The 16,758-nt window shown below is 69.5% G+C and carries 14 protein-coding genes; 7 read left to right on the top strand and 7 right to left on the bottom strand.

Annotated elements, in window-relative coordinates:
• The first annotated feature begins 63 nt into the window (after positions 1–63).
• Together murA and ACWEN6_RS21655 are read left to right on the top strand one after the other, a co-directional pair.
• Positions 64–1,368: a UDP-N-acetylglucosamine 1-carboxyvinyltransferase gene (murA, locus tag ACWEN6_RS21660; RefSeq protein ID WP_452572218.1), complete on the top strand. Its 1,305-nt coding sequence runs from the start codon at positions 64–66 to the stop codon at positions 1,366–1,368.
• Between the two features lie 52 nt (positions 1,369–1,420).
• A complete protein-coding gene (locus tag ACWEN6_RS21655; RefSeq protein ID WP_452572216.1) occupies positions 1,421–3,835 on the top strand; it encodes a transglycosylase domain-containing protein in 2,415 nt (804 codons plus the stop codon).
• Positions 3,836–4,323: 488 nt separating this feature from the next.
• On the opposite strand, the gene ACWEN6_RS21650 is transcribed toward ACWEN6_RS21655, so the two are convergent.
• Both ACWEN6_RS21650 and ACWEN6_RS21645 read right to left on the bottom strand, forming a co-directional pair.
• Positions 4,324–4,518: a DUF397 domain-containing protein gene (locus tag ACWEN6_RS21650; protein ID WP_354918744.1), complete on the bottom strand. Its 195-nt coding sequence runs from the start codon at positions 4,516–4,518 to the stop codon at positions 4,324–4,326.
• Positions 4,509–5,330: a helix-turn-helix domain-containing protein gene (locus ACWEN6_RS21645; RefSeq protein ID WP_452572214.1), complete on the bottom strand. Its 822-nt coding sequence runs from the start codon at positions 5,328–5,330 to the stop codon at positions 4,509–4,511. The genes ACWEN6_RS21650 and ACWEN6_RS21645 overlap by 10 nt, the downstream gene beginning before the upstream one ends.
• A gap of 221 nt (positions 5,331–5,551) precedes the next feature.
• Between ACWEN6_RS21645 and ACWEN6_RS21640 the strand changes: the two genes are divergently transcribed.
• Both ACWEN6_RS21640 and ACWEN6_RS21635 read left to right on the top strand, forming a co-directional pair.
• Positions 5,552–5,809, top strand: coding sequence for a hypothetical protein (locus ACWEN6_RS21640; protein WP_452572212.1), 258 nt, complete (start codon positions 5,552–5,554; stop codon positions 5,807–5,809).
• Positions 5,806–6,222, top strand: coding sequence for an ATP-binding protein (locus ACWEN6_RS21635; protein WP_452572210.1), 417 nt, complete (start codon positions 5,806–5,808; stop codon positions 6,220–6,222). Before ACWEN6_RS21640 ends, ACWEN6_RS21635 begins: the two co-directional genes overlap by 4 nt.
• A 141-nt stretch (positions 6,223–6,363) precedes the next feature.
• On the opposite strand, the gene ACWEN6_RS21630 is transcribed toward ACWEN6_RS21635, so the two are convergent.
• The 3 genes from ACWEN6_RS21630 to ACWEN6_RS21620 form a co-directional block, all read right to left on the bottom strand.
• A complete protein-coding gene (locus ACWEN6_RS21630; protein ID WP_452572208.1) occupies positions 6,364–7,440 on the bottom strand; it encodes a serine/threonine protein phosphatase in 1,077 nt (358 codons plus the stop codon).
• 139 nt (positions 7,441–7,579) lie between these two features.
• Positions 7,580–10,795 carry a trypsin-like serine protease gene (locus ACWEN6_RS21625; RefSeq protein WP_452572206.1) on the bottom strand — a complete coding sequence of 1,072 codons (3,216 nt, stop codon included), beginning with the start codon at positions 10,793–10,795 and terminating at the stop codon, positions 7,580–7,582.
• Positions 10,795–11,103 carry a trypco2 family protein gene (locus tag ACWEN6_RS21620; RefSeq protein ID WP_452572204.1) on the bottom strand — a complete coding sequence of 103 codons (309 nt, stop codon included), beginning with the start codon at positions 11,101–11,103 and terminating at the stop codon, positions 10,795–10,797. The genes ACWEN6_RS21625 and ACWEN6_RS21620 overlap by 1 nt, the downstream gene beginning before the upstream one ends.
• A 367-nt stretch (positions 11,104–11,470) precedes the next feature.
• Between ACWEN6_RS21620 and ACWEN6_RS21615 the strand changes: the two genes are divergently transcribed.
• On the top strand, positions 11,471–12,973 hold the full coding sequence (locus ACWEN6_RS21615) for an ISL3 family transposase (protein WP_452572202.1): 1,503 nt from the start codon (positions 11,471–11,473) through the stop codon (positions 12,971–12,973).
• Positions 12,974–13,141: 168 nt separating this feature from the next.
• A complete protein-coding gene (locus tag ACWEN6_RS21610; protein ID WP_452572200.1) occupies positions 13,142–14,158 on the top strand; it encodes an RNA polymerase subunit sigma-70 in 1,017 nt (338 codons plus the stop codon).
• A 61-nt stretch (positions 14,159–14,219) separates the two neighbouring features.
• Here ACWEN6_RS21610 and ACWEN6_RS21605 read toward each other — a convergent pair whose 3' ends face one another.
• The gene (locus ACWEN6_RS21605; protein ID WP_452572198.1) at positions 14,220–14,771 is read right to left on the bottom strand and encodes a TetR/AcrR family transcriptional regulator; all 552 of its coding nucleotides are present in this window, start codon (positions 14,769–14,771) and stop codon (positions 14,220–14,222) included.
• Positions 14,772–14,867: 96 nt separating this feature from the next.
• Here ACWEN6_RS21605 and ACWEN6_RS21600 point away from each other — a divergent pair, with 96 nt between their 5' ends.
• Positions 14,868–15,293, top strand: coding sequence for a nuclear transport factor 2 family protein (locus ACWEN6_RS21600; protein ID WP_452572534.1), 426 nt, complete (start codon positions 14,868–14,870; stop codon positions 15,291–15,293).
• 330 nt (positions 15,294–15,623) lie between these two features.
• Here the strand turns inward: ACWEN6_RS21600 and ACWEN6_RS21595 are convergent.
• A partial coding sequence (locus ACWEN6_RS21595) for a non-reducing end alpha-L-arabinofuranosidase family hydrolase (RefSeq protein ID WP_452572196.1) occupies positions 15,624–16,758 on the bottom strand: 1,135 nt, incomplete at its 5' end.

The following is a 16,758-nucleotide window of genomic DNA, read 5'->3' as shown; positions in this document are numbered from 1 at the left end:
ACCGACGCGGGCCGCCCGGCGGCGCCTTAGGCCGGAGGCGGGCGCCCGGTTAGGCTGTCCCCCGTGAGCGATGAGGTATGGCTGATCGAACCGTCCGGGCCTCTGCGGGGGGACGTCGAGGTACGCGGTTCCAAGAACGCGGTGTCAAAACACATGGTCGCGGCGATGCTCGGCAGCGGGCCGAGCACCCTGCACAACGCGCCCGAGGTGGGCGAGGTCGGCATCACCGCCGCCATGCTGGAGGCCCTCGGCATCGAGGTGCAGATCAAGCAGGGTGAGATCACCCTCGAACGCGGCCCCGAGATCCGCCCCCGGGTCCCGGCCGCCTTCACCGGGCTCAACCGCATCCCGATCCTCATGCTGGGCCCGCTGCTCCACCTGGCGGGCGAGGCGTTCGTCCCGCTGGTCGGCGGCGACCCGATCGGCCGGCGGCCGGTCAACTTCCACGTCGAGGCGCTGCGGGCGCTGGGCGCCGAGGTCGAGGTCGGCGAGGCCGGCATCTCCGCCAAGGCCACCCGGCTGCGCGGCGCCCGCATCGAGCTGCCCTACCCGAGCGTCGGCGCCACAGAGACGATCCTGCTGTCGGCCGTCCTGGCCGAGGGCAAGACGGTCATCAAGGGCGCGGCCACCGAGCCCGAGGTGGTCGAGCTGGCGCTGTTCCTGCAGCGCATGGGCGCGCGCATCGAGATGAGCCCCGACCGCCGCATCGTCATCGAGGGCGTCGAGCGGCTGCGCGGGGCCTCCACCTGGCTCGCCGGTGACCGCATAGAGGCGTTCTCCTACCTGGTGGCCGGGCTGATCACCGGCGGCGAGGTGCGGGTGCACGGCTGCCCGCAGGACCGCCTGGTCACCGCCATCACCACGCTGGCCCGCATGGGCGCGCAGTTCGACATCACCGACGACTGGCTGACCGCCTCGGCGCCGAACGGCCTGCGCGCCGCCGCCGTGCAGACCGACACCCATCCGGGGTTCATGACCGACTGGCAGACGCCGCTGATGGTCCTGTTCACCCAGGCCGAGGGCATGTCGGTGCTGCACGAGACCGTCTTCGAGAACCGCCTGGTGTACGTGCCGGCGCTGCAGAAGATGGGCTGCGAGATCGAGATCTTCGACGTGTGCCTGGGCGGGCCCGCGTGCCGGTACCACGACACCAACGCCAAGCACTCGGCGGTGGTCCGGGGCGTGTCCAAGCTGCGCGGCGCCGACGTCACGCTGCCCGACATCCGCGCCGGGTTCTCGGCGGTGCTCGCCGCCGCGGTCGCCGAGGGCAACTCGACGCTGCGGGGCGTCAACCACATCGAGCGCGGCTACCACCGCGTTTTCGACCAGTTCACCTCACTTGGGCTGAAGATCAACCGGGAAGCGTAAAGATTCCGCGGGGTGGCGTTTGCCGGGGTTCTCTCGGTCGTACGTCTATCCCGTGACCTCGCGATCCGACGGCCGCCGCATGCCCGGCGACGACTCCTCGCCGAGCCGGGAGTACCCGGTGCTGGTGGGCGTCGCCGTGCTGGGCGCGGCGGGCGTGGCCGGCGGGGTGCTGGTCGCCGCGCTCGCCCTGCCCGTGGTCGGCGGGGCGGGCGTCTACACGCGCGACGTCGCCCACGGCCTGTTCGAGGTGCCGGCCATGCTGCGCGAGGCGCCGCTGCCCGAGCGCAGCCGGCTGCTGGACAAGGACGGCCGGCAGTTCGCCCAGTTCTACGTGCAGAACCGGCAGTCGGTCGCCCTCGGCAAGATAGCCCCGGACATGCTGAAGGCGATCATCGCCATCGAGGACGCCCGCTTCTACGAGCACGGCGGCCTGGACCTCAAGGGCACGCTGCGGGCGATCATCACCAACACCCGCGCGGGCAGCATCCAGCAGGGCGGGTCGTCGCTGACCCAGCAGCTGGTGAAGAACATCCTGCTGCAGAACGCCCGCTCGGAGACCGAGCGCGACCAGGCCCGGGCGCCCAGCATCCGAAGGAAGATGCAGGAGCTGCGGTACGCGATCAGCCTGGAGCGCAAGTACACCAAAGACCAGATCCTGCTCCGCTACCTCAACATCGCCTACTTCGGCGGAGGCGCGTTCGGCGTCCAGGCCGCCGCGCACCGGTTCTTCGGCACCTCCGCCGACAAGCTCACCCTCGAACAGGCCGCCACCCTGGCCGGCGCCGTGCGCACCCCGTACTTCACCGACCCCACCCTCGGCGGCGAGCACCGCGACCGGCTGCTGGAGCGCCGCGACCTCGTCCTGGACCGCATGGCCCAGCTCAAGATGATCGCCCAGGTGCGCGCCGACGCCGCCAAGGCCACCCCGCTCGCCCTGCACCTACGCCCGGAACCCGGCGGCTGCTCCGAGAGCGACCATCCCTTCTTCTGCCTGTACGTCCAGAAGGAGGTGATCGCCAACCCCGCGTTCGGCCGCACCCGGGCCGAGCGGGAGCGCCGCCTGTTCCGCGACGGGATCACGATCAGGACGACCCTGGACCGCACCGCGCAGGAGGCCGCCGACAAGGCCATCGCCGCGCACGTCCACCCCAAGGACGACCAGGTGGCCGCCGAGGCCATGATCGAGCCGGGGACCGGGCGCATCCGGGCCCTGGCGGCGAGCAAGCGGTACGGCGCCAACCCCGGCGAGCGCAAGGACGGGCCCCACACGACCTACAACCTGCCCGCCGACATGGCCCACGGAGGCGGCCAGGGCTTCCAGGCCGGCTCGACGTTCAAGGTGTTCACCCTGGCCACGGCGCTGGCCAAGGGCTGGCGGTTCGACCAGGGCTTCGACACCCCCGGCAGTTTCGTGCCGTCCTCGGGGTACAAGGACTGCTCGGGCACGAGGGTCAACGCCCCCGGCACCGTCGTGCACAACGCCGGCGGCGAGGGCAAGGGCGGCCCGTACAGCCTGGCCACCGGCACCTGGCAGTCCGTCAACATCTTCTACATGATGCTCGAACGCGATGTCGGACTGTGCGACGTCGTGCGCACCGCCCGGTCGGTCGGCATCGCGCGGGCCGACGGACAGCCGCTCAAGGAGGTGCCCACCTTCACCCTCGGCGTCAACGAGATGGACCCGGTGACGGTCGCCGCCGGCTTCGCCGCGTTCGGCGCGCGGGGACGCTACTGCCGGCCGATGGCCATCCTGGAGGTCGTCGAACGGCACGGCAGGCGCACCGGCGTCGCGCCGAGCTGCACCCAGGCCGTCGAGCAGGACGTCGCCGACGCCGTCAACTACATCCTGACCGGCGTGTTCACCAAGGGCACCATGAAGGGCCAGGGCATCGGCAGGGACGCCGCCGGCAAGACCGGCACCAACAACGGGTACACCTCGGCGTGGTTCGCCGGGTACACCCCCGACCTGGCCGCCGCGGTCAGCCTCGGCGACATCAGGGGCGCCTACAAGTACCCGCTGACCGACGTGGAGATCGGCGGGCAGCACTACGGCGGCGTCCAGGGGGCCACGCTGCCCGGCCCCATCTGGGTGCGCTCCATGGAGCTCGCCCTCCAGCACCTGCCCGCCACCCCGTTCCACCATCCCGACACCGGCCGCTTCGGCGGCGGCACCACCCCGGGCCTCAAGCCCGAGGACCAGCTCGCCGACCCGCGCGCGGCCGACGGCGAACGCGGCCGGGACGGCCGCGAGGAGTGGGACGAGGCGCGCGGCGGCGAACGGGGCGAGGGCCGGTCCGGCGAGGGCCGCCTGCGCCGCCACTGGCACCGTCCCGCCGACCAGCGCCTGTGGGACCGCTTCTGGACCCACCCCGAAGAGGACCTCTGGCTCTCCTGGCCCGCCCACCACCGAAGCCGCCGCCACCGCTACCGCCCCGCCTGGGAACGCACCTGGCACCACCACCGGTGAACAGATGCGACGACCGCCCAAAAATCGCGCCTTCGGCACGCCTTATTTCAGGCGACCCTCACCGCACCACAGATCCCCCACACCACGGAGCCCCCCGCACCACGGATCCCCCGCACCGCGACGAACCGCCGTGCCCCCGCCTCCCCGCGCCACGCGCCCACCTCCCCCGCGCCGTGTTGTCGGCTGTATCGAAGGGCGCCGCGAGGGCGGGACGGGGTACGGCGAATCCGGCGCCCCTCCTATGGCGGGCCACCGACGAACCACCGGCGCACCACTCGGCCGACCACCAGCGCCCCGCCTGCCCCGCCGCGTTGTCGGCTGCGATCAAGGGCGCCGCGACGGCGGGACGGGGTACGGCGAATCCGGCGCCCGTCGTACGGCGGGTCACCTAGTGACCGCCGCTGGCCGCCACCGGATCGGCGGTCATGCCGAGTGGGAGACGCCTCGCGAATGAGGGGGCAGCGTCCTGTTAAGCCCCAGGTCGCTTGTCAGACTTCCTGCGTCTCCGTACCGCGGAGGAACAGCTGCCATTCTCGGGGACTGACGACGAGAACGGGGCCACCCGGGTTCTTGCTGTCCCGCACGGCGATGACCCCTGGCAGGTTGGAGGCCACCTCTACACATTGGCCACCGTCGCCACTAGATCGGGAAGACTTACGCCACTTCGCGCTGCTCAGGTCCATTGCGCCATCACTTCCTCGATGATGCCGAACGACAGGTTCTTCGGAAGGGCCGCGGCTCGTAGGGCGTCGTAGCGTCCTACCAGTGAGGTGATGGTCTCACGTTCTCCAATCGTGAGACCACGTGGCGTGCTCTCGATGTACACGCCATACGGCGCGCCCCGTAGCTCCGCGATCGTGAAGGCAGTCTGCAGGCCAACCGCGGACCACGCGTTGTAAGGCACGACCTGGATCGTCACTCGTGGGTGTTCAGTCACTTCCAGAAGCCGCGCTAATTGCTCGCGCATCACCTCTGCTGCTCCCATGGGTCGACGGAGCGCACCCTCGTCTATGAGACTCAAGATCATGGGGCCGCGCTCGCGGAGCAGCATGGTTTGCCGCTCCATGCGATTAGTAAGCCGCTGTTCGACTAGTTCGGGGGTGATGCCCGGCTCGTCGTCGAATATCCGCTTGGCGTAAGACTTGATCTGAAAGATCCCTGGAATGAGGAGGGGATCCCAGCTTTGCAGAGCTGATGCTTGAGCCTCTAGCGCGAGGAAATCCCGGAAATGGTCTGGAGCCGACTCCCATCTCGTCCGCCTCCACAGTTCGCGGAAGACGCCATCGAGTTGGAAGACGCTGTCGCAGGCGTCGGCGAATCTGCGGTCCGGCCTGCGCCTTACCGTCTCGACCATGCCCAGCGTACTGACGGCAACGGTGAGCTTGCGGGACAGCTGTAACTGCGTCCATCCCTTTTCGAGCCGATATTGACGTAGCTCATAGGCGAAACGAGCTAATGGGGACTCATCCGGATTGATCTGAATTGGGTTAGGCATGCCCCTTTTCTCCTTCTAATATCACCGGGCCTCACTCATGCTGTCACGGTCTCCTGGAGAACGTGGCGGCATCGGGAGACTATTTCCCTATCAGAAGTCGCCTGCGAGCCGCACGCTTGGACAACCGAATTCTGCACCGATGAGCGCCATGGTGACGCCGATTCGACCTGACCGGCATTCACGTCACGAGCGCCTCATCAACGAAAACCGGAGGTCGTCCTGTGAAAAGGCCCGAGCGGCGGGAAGAGGAGTACATTCACCTGGTCCGGTTGGCGTGGGATCTGAACGTGCGCGGGTTGAGCGCGGCGGTTGACCTGCCGAGCGGAGGACGCCCGGTCCTGCTGGTCGCCAAGGGCTCCGGCCTGCTGAAAGTGACGACGCTGGCGCAGGACGGCCAATGGTTCTTCAGCTGGGGGCGGGGACGCGCCCAGCAGGTAAGGGCGCTGGCGGACGACCGCGTCCGGCAGGCCGCCCGATGAGCGCCAGGACCAACGACCGGCTTGGCTCCGTCGACCTTCTCGGCCAGGTCAGCTCCGTCACCCTCGCGCGTGCCTACGTCCGGGGACTGCTCCTGTCCGCCGGACGGCGGGAGGTCGACGACATCGAACTCCTGGTCGGCGAACTCGTCGCCAACGCCATCAAGCACTCGGAATCAGGACGCCGGCCGGACGGCATGGTGCACCTACGCGTATACGCCGAAGGCGAGACGATACGCGTCGAGGTGACCGACCAAGGCTCCCCAGGGCCCCTCCCCCACATCCCCGCCAAGGTCGACCCCCTCAGCGAGAACGGCCGCGGCCTCTGGCTGGTACGTGAGCTTTCCGCCGCCTGGGGATCGACGGAGGACGAAACAACCCGGACGGTATGGTTCCAGATCGTCCCCAGACGATGATCGTCACCTACCCGACCAAACTGACCGGCGAGGCAATGTGTGCATCACTGGCACATGAGGACGGCCACCCGCCCGCGCGCCTTCGTCTGGAGTGACGAATTCCGCCGAGCGGAAGATATGGAACCGACCGAACGCATCTGCTCAGAGGGCGTGGGACGAGCGAGCCCGGTGGATGTCGGCGGCCGGGTAGGGGGCCGTTCTGGTCTCGTCGAACAGTCTGCCGTAGAACTCGTTCATGACGGCGGCGACCGGCGCATGGCGCCTGATGACCTCCGCGACCGACTCCGGGACACCCAGCAGGTCGCCGCCCCCGGCACCCCGCCGTACGAGATCGAGGAGTTCTGCTCGGCTGGACGGGCGGCTCAGAGTGACGAGCATCCGGTTGACCAATTCCCTGGCCGCGTAGGACTCGTCGTGGCCGGCGTTCAGGCGGAGGAAGGCGCGCTCCTCGGCGGAGCACTCGAAGCTCGAGGCGGCCGCCAGGCCGAAGTCGGTGAAGTACAGGCGGCGGCCGTCGGTGAGGATGTTGCCGAAATGCGCATCGAAGTGGAGCAGCCCATTCGCGTTCATGAAGCCGACCCCGGCGGCCAGTTTCCGATCGAGCAGGGCGCACGCGGATCCGGCGGCGTCGTCGCCGAGCGCGGCCTGCGCCTCCAGCCACTGGCTGACGTCTTGTGGGATGTACTCCAGGAACAGCACGACGGCGGCCGTTGCCGATGCGACGGATTCAAGCCTCGCGCGCACCGCCGGGGACTCCCAGTACGCCACGGCCTCCTCCAACTCCGCCCGCTCGCCGGCCATCGCCTCCGGCAGCACCCGCCAGTGATACAGCAGCGGGAAGCCTTCATAGTGCCCGTCGAGCACCCAGCCGGTCGTCAGCACATGCGCGGCCAGCTCACGCCATGCGCCGAAGCCCGACCCGAGCCCCAGCCCGTAGTGACAGAAGGCGGGTAGCCCGAACAGGTTCGCCGTCGATCGGGTGTTCTCCGGCCGCTTTTCCAGGTCGGTGAGCAGGATCCGCTTGACGAAGACCGGCCTGCCCTCGACTTCCAGCAACGCGGTCGCGCCGCCGACGCCCGACCCGAGACACGGGGCGGCGTGCACGAGTTCGGCGAGCCGCCGGTCGCCGAGCAGCGCCAGGGCTGCGGAGACCACGCCATGGCGAGCGAGGCGGGCGGCACGGGACATGTCCGGCTCGTCCACAGGTAGTTCGGTCATGAGCTGCCTGATGTCATGATCGCCATAATGACACCCTTCGGAGGTGCTATCCGGGGGATGTCGTGCCACCTCGACGCGGTCCTGAGCCGGTGCGCGGTTTCCCAGCAACATGCACTTCCCGGACGACCGAGATTTCTGATCACGTGACGGTCGGCGTAACGTCTTGCGTGTCTGGGAACGGCGAGTATTTCAGGAACTCTTCGGCCACTCCGTCGGCATCCCCCGCGTAGGCGCGATGCAGCAGATCGACGATCGCGCCGATTATGCCTTGGGCGTGCTCCGGCAACTCCTGCGCGGCGATGAACGCCTCCATCAGAGTTGAGATCGACTCACGGAATCGATCGTCTTCGACGAGCACAAGCCCGTGGGCCGTGAGGCCCCGGATGTAGCCAAGCAGGTAGGCATCTCGGTTGACCGTCACCAACTTCCGATACAAGCCGACGGCCTCCAGGGAGAAGGAGACCGCCTCGCCTCGCCGTCCGACCCCCACGAGCAAGGTGGCGTGGTTGTTCATCGACATCGCCAGATCGGGCAGATAGGCATCCCGACTGACCACCACCAGCTCCCGACGCAGGCCGACGGCCTCCAGGGAGAAGGAGACCGCCTCGCCCCGCCGTCCCACTTCCGTCAACCGGACCGCGTGATTGTTCACCGAGGCGGCCAGGTTGGGCAGATAGGCATCCCGATCGACCACCCCCAACTCCCGACACAGGCCGACGGCCTCTTCCGAGACGGTGACCGCTTCATCCCGCCGCCCCACCTCCGCCAACCGGACCGCGTGATTGTTCACCGAGGCGGCCAGGCCGAACAGGTAGGCATCCCGACTGACCAGCACCAACTCCCGATACAGGCCGACGGCCTCCCCGGAGAAGGAGACCGCCTCCGCCCGCCGCCCCACGCCGGCCAGCCAGATCGCGTGGTCGTTAACCGAGGCGGCCAGGTCGGACAGGTAGGCATCCCGATCGACCACCCCCAACTCCCGACACAGGCCGACGGCCTCTGCCGAGACGGTGAACGCTTCATCCCGCCGCCCCGCCTCCGCCAATCGAAGCGCGTGGTTGTTCATCAAGCCGACCAGATGGGGCACGTAGGTGTCCGGGTCGGTGTGGGCCAGGGCGCGGTACAGGGTGGTCAGGATGTCGGTGACGGCCACGCTGAAATGGGACAGGCCGACCGAGGCCTTGGGTAGCAGGTTGCCGGTGCGGGTGAGCTGGCGGCTGAGGGCATGGGGGTCTCGGGTGGCCAGTTGATGGAGCCCGGCCAGCAGCAGGTCGCGGAGGGAGGGGATGGCGGCCAGCAGCGAGGCGGCCGCGGCGAACGGGTCGGGCCGGTCGACGACCAGGTCGACGATCTGCTCGCCGACCGTGCCGGCGAAAGCAGGGTGCGCGGCGGTGCGCACGAGGGCGAACAAGGCCGATTGAGCGGTGTCCAGGTCGGAGACCAGGGCACCGATCTGGGTCGGCAGCCGGTTGTGGCCGGGTGCAGGTGGTTTGTCGTTGTCGGCGGAGGATGGGGTGAGGATGCCGCCCAGTAGATGTTCGGCCAGTCGGTCTGGCTGGATGTGGCCCAAAGTCAGACCTTGATCCGGCGGGTACAGCCGGCGCAGCCATTCGATGACATCTGCGGTGCGATCGGAGGCCGGATCGGTGCGGTTCGAGGTGGCCGGCGTGGCCAGGGCGGCGAGCGCGTTCGCGGTGGCCGCGTCGCAGGGGCCGAGCATGACCAGGGCGGCCACGCACCGTTCCAGGGCGTGCCAGGCCTGGCGTCGCCGCATGTGCGGCGCGGTGGCCGTCGACAGTACGTCGCGGTCGAACAGGCCGCAGCCGGCGGCGACGCGTTGCAGGTAGCCGCGTTCATGGATGACAAGTTGCTCTTCGGGTTGAGCGCCGGTCGTCCGTTGCCGTCCGGTCGCCGCCTGTAGCAGGTCCAGCAGTGCGGTCATCTGCAAGGTCAGGGCGTTGGCGAATACCGGCGGCAGGTCGGGCGGTTCGGCGGCCAACTCGGCGGCCAGTTGCGGCCACGGACGTATCGGCGGCCGGCCGATGGCCGGGGCGGACAGCTGGGGTAGCGCGTCGGCCAGGTCGGTGACCGTCGCCCGGTACAGCTCGCGCCGGTCCTGCTCGGTGTCCGCCAGCGGTGCCAGCCGCCACCGCTCCGCCCTCTGCCCCAGCGCATTGGTGATGCCGTCCCACCAGTCACCGGCCGTACGGGCCAGGAGCAGCACCCGCGCGCCCTCAGGCGGGGGAGCCTGGATCAGCGCCGAAATGAGTGCGTCGACGAACCCGGGATGCGCCTCGGCGTAGTCGCAGACGATCAGCACGGGGGCGGCCAGGGAGCCGATGCGCTCGGCGAGCTTGACCGCCCGGGCCGTGTGCTGGTCGTCGCTGAGCGGCTGGGGAGGCGGTTTGACGGTGAAGGCCACCGCCCAGCCCGCCCGGCCGCCGGCGCGGGCAAACTGGCGGGCCAGCCGGGTCTTTCCCTGCCCACCCTCGGCGGTGACCAGCCCCACCGCCAATTCTCGCCCGCCGTCCCGCCACGCCTCCAACAGCCGCAGCATCTGCCCGCGGCCCTGGAAGTGGACCACCTCCGCCGCGGCGGCCAGCAATGATCCGGGAGTCTCCGCGGGCGCCGGTCGCAACCGGGTGGTGACCACGTCCGTCAGATCGGCCAGCTCCACCGGCTCGACCACCGGCACGCTGCCAGTGTCCGCCCTGACCAGCCGCGCGAACTCCGCATCAGCGACGAAGTCCCGCACCGGACGGGCATGCAACCGCCTGTTGCCGAACAGGCGGTCATCGCGGGCCACCACGCCGATCAGCAACCCCGAACACAGCACCGCGGCGCCTGATGCCCCTGGCCAGGACCGCTGCTCCTTGTCGTCCCCGTCCGGCAGATGGCGGTCCGGGTCCGGTGCCGCGTCCTGGTCCAGAACCTGGCAGCCGTCCGGTCCCACCGACCAGGGCTGAATCATTCCGCCAAGCTGCTCGATGCCTCGCCCGGAATCGTCGTAGCGGGCAAAACGCGGGAACCCCATCCCCATGTAGGACACCGGCTCGGTACCGACCAGCCGGCCCCAGCGCACCCCGCCCACCGGCACCGCTCGCGCCAGACGTACCAGTGCGGCATCCAACTCCGGTGACTGCCAGCACACCGTTCCATCCACCGGTGCGCGCCGCCCGTCGCCGTGCCGCGGATGCCCAAGGCGAACCTGGATACGCGGGAATCCTCCCGCCTCCCCCACCACGACATGGCGAGCGGTGAGCACCAAACTCGGACCGATCAGATATCCCGAACCGCAACGTTGCTCGGCCCGCTCTGTTCCGGCGCGGAGGTCCGCCAGCCGCCCGGGTTCCATCACTGCTCCCAGACGCGCTCTTCGTCGTCGGTCACCTCGAGGTTGCGCCCGCCGGTCGCCGCGTCCTTGACGTTCAGCCGCAGCTTCAACCGATGCATCGCCCCCTTGGCCACCTTGCCCTCGGCCCCGATCGCCACCACGCCGAACGACGCCTTGGCCGTTCCTTCCTTGCGCAGTTCGACCAGCAGCTCCACCTCTACCTCGGCCACCTCGAACCGCAACTGCTGATTCGCCCCCGCGTCCTGGGCCTCCCCCAGCTCCCGCCGCAGTTGCTCGATCGCCTCGGCCAGCCCGATCCGCACCGTCACAGCCCTCCCCGTCCCGTCCTGGCATTCAGCCAAAGTTTCCACTTCTCCACCATCTACTGCCACACAGTTATCCAACCGACACAAACAGCAACACGGACACGATGAGCTGGACCGGGCGGAGTTCGTCACGCCTGATGATCTCGACGAGCGGGTGACACCACGGCCGGCCCGCCGCATCCGCGAATCGATCTCCGCGCGCCATGACAGGTGAACCGTCCACCTCGAGGATGGTCGGGACTGTAAGACACGAACGGCTCTGGCCCACTTTCGGTGGTGACGGAGTGTGACAGTTCGTGTCGGTCCACGGCTGTCTCGGGGTGCTGTGTCAGCGTGACGCCGGTGTGACGTAAAGGATCTTTCGGGGCTGGTGTTCCCGCAACTGGCCGGCCTCGTCATCGGCAGCGTTCAGCCCAGAGCAGGGACGATCGTGGTGCATGTTGCCTCCACGGGCGCGCCGGTGGCGTGTCCCGGCTACGGGGCGGCCGGGCGGGGGCACGGCTATGTGGATCGGCAGCTGGCCGACCTTCCAGTTGGCGGGCAGCGAGTGCTGGTGCGGCTGCGGTCGCGGCGGCTGAGGTGCGCGACGGTCGGGTGTGAGCGGCAGACGTTCCGGGAGCCGCTGCCCGCGCTGGCCGGACCGTACCAGCGCCGCACGATCGCGTTGGCCGCGCAGATGGGGGCAGTGGTGCGGGAGTTGGCCGGGCGGGCGGGGTCTCGGCTGCTGGCCGTGCTGGGAGTCGCGATTTCGCGGCAAACCGCGGTCCGTTCGCTGCTGCGTCTGCCCCTGCCGGTCCGTCCGACGCCGCAGGTGATCGGGGTGGACGACTTCGCACTCCGTAAACGGCACCGCTACGCCACCGTGATCATCGACGCGGTGACCCGAGAGCGGATCGATGTACTCGCCGATCGTCAGGCCGACACCTTGGAGGCGTGGCTGCGTGCCCATCCCGGCGTGCGGGTGGTGTGCCGGGACAGCAGCGGCGCTTACGCCGAGGCGATCCGTCGCGCCCTGCCGGACGCGGTGCAGGTCGGTGATCGCTGGCATATCTGGCACAACCTGGCCGAAGCCGTGGCGGGGGAGGTCGCCGCGCACTCGGTTTGCTGGGGCAAGACCGGCCCGCCGCCGAAAGAAGGGGTACGGGCCGCCACCACGCGCGAGCGCTGGCAGCAGGTTCATGCCCTTCTCAACCAGGGTGTCGGGTTGCTGGAATGCGCCCGCCGGCTGGGCCTGGCGCTCAACACCGTCAAGCGCTACGCCCGGGTCAGCGAACCCGAACGGCTGGTGCGCGTGCCGAAGTACCGGCCCACGCTCGTCGACCCGTTCCGCGACCATCTGCGCCGGCGCCGGGCCGAAGATCCCGCCGTCCCGGTCCAGCAACTCCTCGTCGAGATCAAGAAGCTCGGCTACACCGGTAGCCAGAACCTGCTCTACCGATACATCAACCAAGGCCGCGTCGAATGCGACCGGCCCGCGATCTCGCCCAAGCGCTTGGCCGGCCTTCTCCTCACCGAACCAAGCAAGCTCACCGGCCACCACGCCGAGCGGCTGGATGCCGCCATCGCCGCCTGCCACGAGATGGCCATGCTCGCGGAACTCGTCCGGAACTTCGCCGCTCTCCTCGATCCCAAGCCGGGCAACGACCGGCTACTGGCTGCCTGGATCGACCAAGCGCGTCAGGCCGACCTGCCCCACATGCACGCCTTCACCCGCGGGCTGGACTACGACCGGGCCGCCGTCAACGCCGCGCTCACCCTCCCCTTCCACAACGGCGGCACCGAAGGCGTCAACACCAAAACGAAAATGATCAAAAGGCAGATGTACGGACGAGCCGGCTTCGCACTCCTCCGCCATCGCATTCTGCTCAGCTAACCACCGTCCGTCACCACCGAAAGTGGGCCAGAGCCGTTCGCTGGACAGACCCGGATGGGCACCCGCCCACCTAGCACGCCCCGAGGCCGACCGACGCCTGGTGATGAGTTGTCGAGCCCGTACCCGTCATACCTACGACGGGACACGACGAGGCGGAAGGATGACGTGATGAGTGCGGACATGCGGCTGGAGGAGCTGGACGTGAGTGGGCTGGGCGCGGGCGGGCTGGGGGAGGTCGACGAGGCGGCGTTCTCGGGATTGGCGGAGCGGCACCGGCGGGAGCTGCACGTGCACTGCTACCGGATGCTCGGGTCGTTCGAGGACGCCGAGGACACCGTGCAGGAGACGTTCCTGCGTGCCTGGCGGCGGCGGGAGACCTTCGAGGGGCGCTCGACGTTCCGTGCCTGGCTGTACCGGATCGCCACCAACGCCTGCCTGGACCTGCTCGCCAAGCTCCGCCCGGAGCCCGCCACCGGCGGCGAGGTGCTGTGGCTGCAGCCCTACCCCGACCGGCTGCTCGATGAGCTGCCCGCGTGCGACGCGGACGAGCCGGAGACCCTCGCCGTCGCACGCGAGACGATCGAGTTGGCGTACCTGGCCGCGGTCCAGCACCTGGCGCCGCGCCCGCGGGCCGTGCTGATCCTGCGGGACGTGCTCGGCTGGCCGGCCAAAGACGTCGCGGAGCTGCTCGGGGACTCGGTGAACTCCGTGAACAGCGCGCTGCAGCGGGCCCGTGCCGGGATGCGGGAGCACCTGCCCGCCGAGCGGCAGGACTGGACCGGCGGACAGGACGACGCCGGGACGCGCCAGCTGGTGCGCCGCTTCACCGACGCCAGCGTGGCCACCGACATCGACGCGCTCGCCGCGCTGCTGCGGGACGACGTCCGCTGCTCGATGCCGCCCACGCCGGGCCTGTGCGTCGGCCGCGACATGGTGGTGAAGGACTGGGTCGAGAGCGGCTTCCCCGACATGAAGCACCTGCGCGCCGTCCCCACCTCCGTGAACCGGCAGCCCGCCGTCGCCTTCTACCAGTGGCGGAAGCGGGAGAACGCGTACCTGCCGCTGACGATCGACGTCCTGCGCGTCACCGGCGGGGCGATCACCGAGATCGTCATCTTCCACGCCGACCGGTTCCCGCGGCTCGGCCTGCCGGAGCGCCTGCTGGCGGACGGCACGGAGCACTGACGCGCTCCCCGGCCTCAAGGCCGGAGCACTGCGGACGAATCCGGTCAGCCCCAGTGTGGATCTAGGGGCGTAGGGCGTCGAGGAGGCGGGTGACGGTGCGGTGGCGGAGGTCGGGGGTCCAGCCGGCGGCGAGGGCGCCGTGGCAGGCGGCGGTGAGCAGTGCGATGACCTCGTCGAGTCGCACCTCGGCGCGGACGGCGCCCGCCTCCCGGGCCCGCGCGAGGAGGGCGTCGAGTGCCTCGCCCAGTCCCGCGATCTGAGGGGCGACGCCTACGTCCGTCCCATCGGCGGCGAGAAGGTGGACCACCGTGCGGGCGCCGGCCGCGCGCTCGACGACCTCGGCGAAGAAGGTGAACAACGCGGCGGGGTCGCCCTCGGCGGCGAGCGTCTCGGCCCGCGCGGCGAGGCGTCCCTGCAGCTCTTTCATGATCGCGGCGAGCAGGTCGGACTTGGTGGGGAAGTGCCGGAAAACCGTGCCCACCGCGACGCCCGCACGCCGCGCGACCTCCTCGGTCGAGGCGGACGTGCCGTGCTCGTCGAAGACCTCGACCGCGGCGGCGAGGATACGGGCCCGGTTGCGTCGAGCGTCGGCGCGCAGAGCCGGCTCAGACACGGGGGACTCCGGACATGGACAAGATGAGTGGTGACTCATATTCTGGCCCGCAGGATGCTGAGTGATGACTCATGTTAGGAGTGTACGGTGGCCGAGATGAACGACGGGGCGCTGACGGGTCCGCGCGAGGCGTTCGAACGCTTCCGGGACCACCTGCTGGATGGGACGGCGGCCGGGCTGGAGAGCCTTCTCGCCGACGACGGCGTGGTGGAGAGCCCGTTCGCGCCGCCCGGTGCGCCGCGGCGCATCGAGGGACGTGAGGCGTTCGCGGCGATCGCCGTCCCGCGGCGGGAGGCGCTGCGCGGACGCGTCAGGTTCACGGCCGTGCGCGATGTGGTCGTCCACCAGACGGCCGACCCCGAGCTCGCCGTCATCGAGTACGAGATCGAAGGGGTTCGCGAGACCGACGGCCTGCGTGCCGCGGCCCCCTTCGCGGTGGTGGTGCGGGTCCGGGACGGACGGGTCGCCCTGTGGCGGGAGTACCAGAACCCCGCGGCGATGGCTCTGATGGCGACGGGCTGATCCATCCGCGCCGAAGCCTTCAGCGGGCAAGCGGACTAGTGCTTGTTCGTCGTCGTCGGCCAGGCGCCTGGCGCTCGCGAAGCGGCCGCTCAGGCATGGGCGCCTGTCATGAGGACTGCAGCCGCGTCAGGTCCTCGGCGGAGAGTCGGAGGGCGCCGGCGGCGATGTTCTCGGCGAGGTGGTCCGGGTCGCCGGTGCCCGGAATGGCCAGGATGTGCGGCCAGGGTGCAGCGTCCAGGCGGCCGCCGGGGCGGTCGGGCGCGCTAGGGCGTCTCCGGGGCGGCGGGGTGTGCCGATCCGGAGACGCCCCTCATTGGTCTGAGTGAGTGGTCAGCAGGTGGAGTTGGTCTGGGTGAGCAGGCCCAGGCGCCAGGGCAGGGAGTTGTAGTCGCCGCCGGCGCTGGGGTCCATGCCCTGGTAGAGGTAGCGCATGTTGCAGGGGCTGATGGTCAGGGTCTGGTCGGTCATGGTGCGCACCATCTCGCCGTGGCTGATGTCCTGGGTCCAGGCCCCGCCGGGGAAGGTGACGTTGTTCGCGCGGGCGAAGGGGTTGCTCTCGCTGGCGGCGTGCTGGGACCAGGGGCCGGTGATGGCCGAGGAGGTCCAGGAGCGGAAGTAGCGCCGGCCGTTGGAGCCGATGGCCTCGACGATCAGCAGGTACTGGTTCTGCCCCTGCACCTTGTAGACGTTGGAGGCCTCGAACAGGTTGTTCTTGTTGGAGTCCTGCATGGCGATGACGGTGTTGGTCATGCCGTTGGGGAAGTTGGCGAGGCTGGTCTCCGAGCGGTACAGGTGCCCGTTGTCGTCGGAGGAGAACAGGTAGCAGTTGGCGCTGTCGCAGATCACCCACATGTCGACCCAGTAACCGTTGCCGATGTTCTGGGAGATGATGCTGGGCATGCTGGAGTAGAAGTTCTTCGGCGCGCTCCAGCCGGCCGGGTTGGAGATGTCCGGGTTGGTGGAGTACGAGGCGTTACCGGTCTGGTAGATCAGGTACCACAGGCCCTGCGGGGCGAAGTAGAACACCTCCGGCGCCGCGCGGTAACCCGATCCGATCGGCGTGCTGTCCAGGTAGTAGTGCGTCGCCGACCCGGCTTGCGACCAGTCGCTGAAGCTCAGGTACACCAGGTTGTAGCCCGAGGCCTGCGCGGTGCTGGCGAACACGTGGTACTTGCCGCCCGAGTAGACCACCGTCGGGTCCTTGATCCCCGCGATGTTGTGCGAGGAGTCCGGCTTGGGCGCGATCAGCGAGCCGCTGGAGCTCCACTGGAGGCTGGAGGGGAGCGTGCCCCCGCCGGGCGTCGGGGTGGGAGTCGGCGTGGGGGTCACGGTCGGGGTGGGAGTCGGGGTGGGGGTGCTGGTGCCGCCGCTCCAGGTCCATTTCTGGTTGGTGCCGCCGTGGCAGGTGTAGAGCTGGATGGTGGTGCCGTTGGCGGTGCCCTGTCCGGTGGCGTCCAGGCACAGT

The sequence above is a fragment of the Sphaerisporangium sp. NPDC004334 genome, from assembly GCF_053602655.1.
This window is presented reverse-complemented; position numbering and strand designations above follow the sequence as displayed.

Bases quoted from the DNA above. Each gene is read 5' to 3' on its own strand.
- ACWEN6_RS21630 (WP_452572208.1), bottom strand. From the start codon at position 7,440: ATGACCGAACTACCTGTGGACGAGCCGGACATGTCCCGTGCCGCCCGC.
- ACWEN6_RS21650 (WP_354918744.1), bottom strand. From the start codon at position 4,518: ATGGACCTGAGCAGCGCGAAGTGGCGTAAGTCTTCCCGATCTAGTGGC.
- ACWEN6_RS21610 (WP_452572200.1), top strand. From the start codon at position 13,142: ATGAGTGCGGACATGCGGCTGGAGGAGCTGGACGTGAGTGGGCTGGGC.
- ACWEN6_RS21600 (WP_452572534.1), top strand. From the start codon at position 14,868: ATGAACGACGGGGCGCTGACGGGTCCGCGCGAGGCGTTCGAACGCTTC.
- ACWEN6_RS21645 (WP_452572214.1), bottom strand. From the start codon at position 5,330: ATGCCTAACCCAATTCAGATCAATCCGGATGAGTCCCCATTAGCTCGT.
- ACWEN6_RS21625 (WP_452572206.1), bottom strand. From the start codon at position 10,795: ATGGAACCCGGGCGGCTGGCGGACCTCCGCGCCGGAACAGAGCGGGCC.
- ACWEN6_RS21635 (WP_452572210.1), top strand. From the start codon at position 5,806: ATGAGCGCCAGGACCAACGACCGGCTTGGCTCCGTCGACCTTCTCGGC.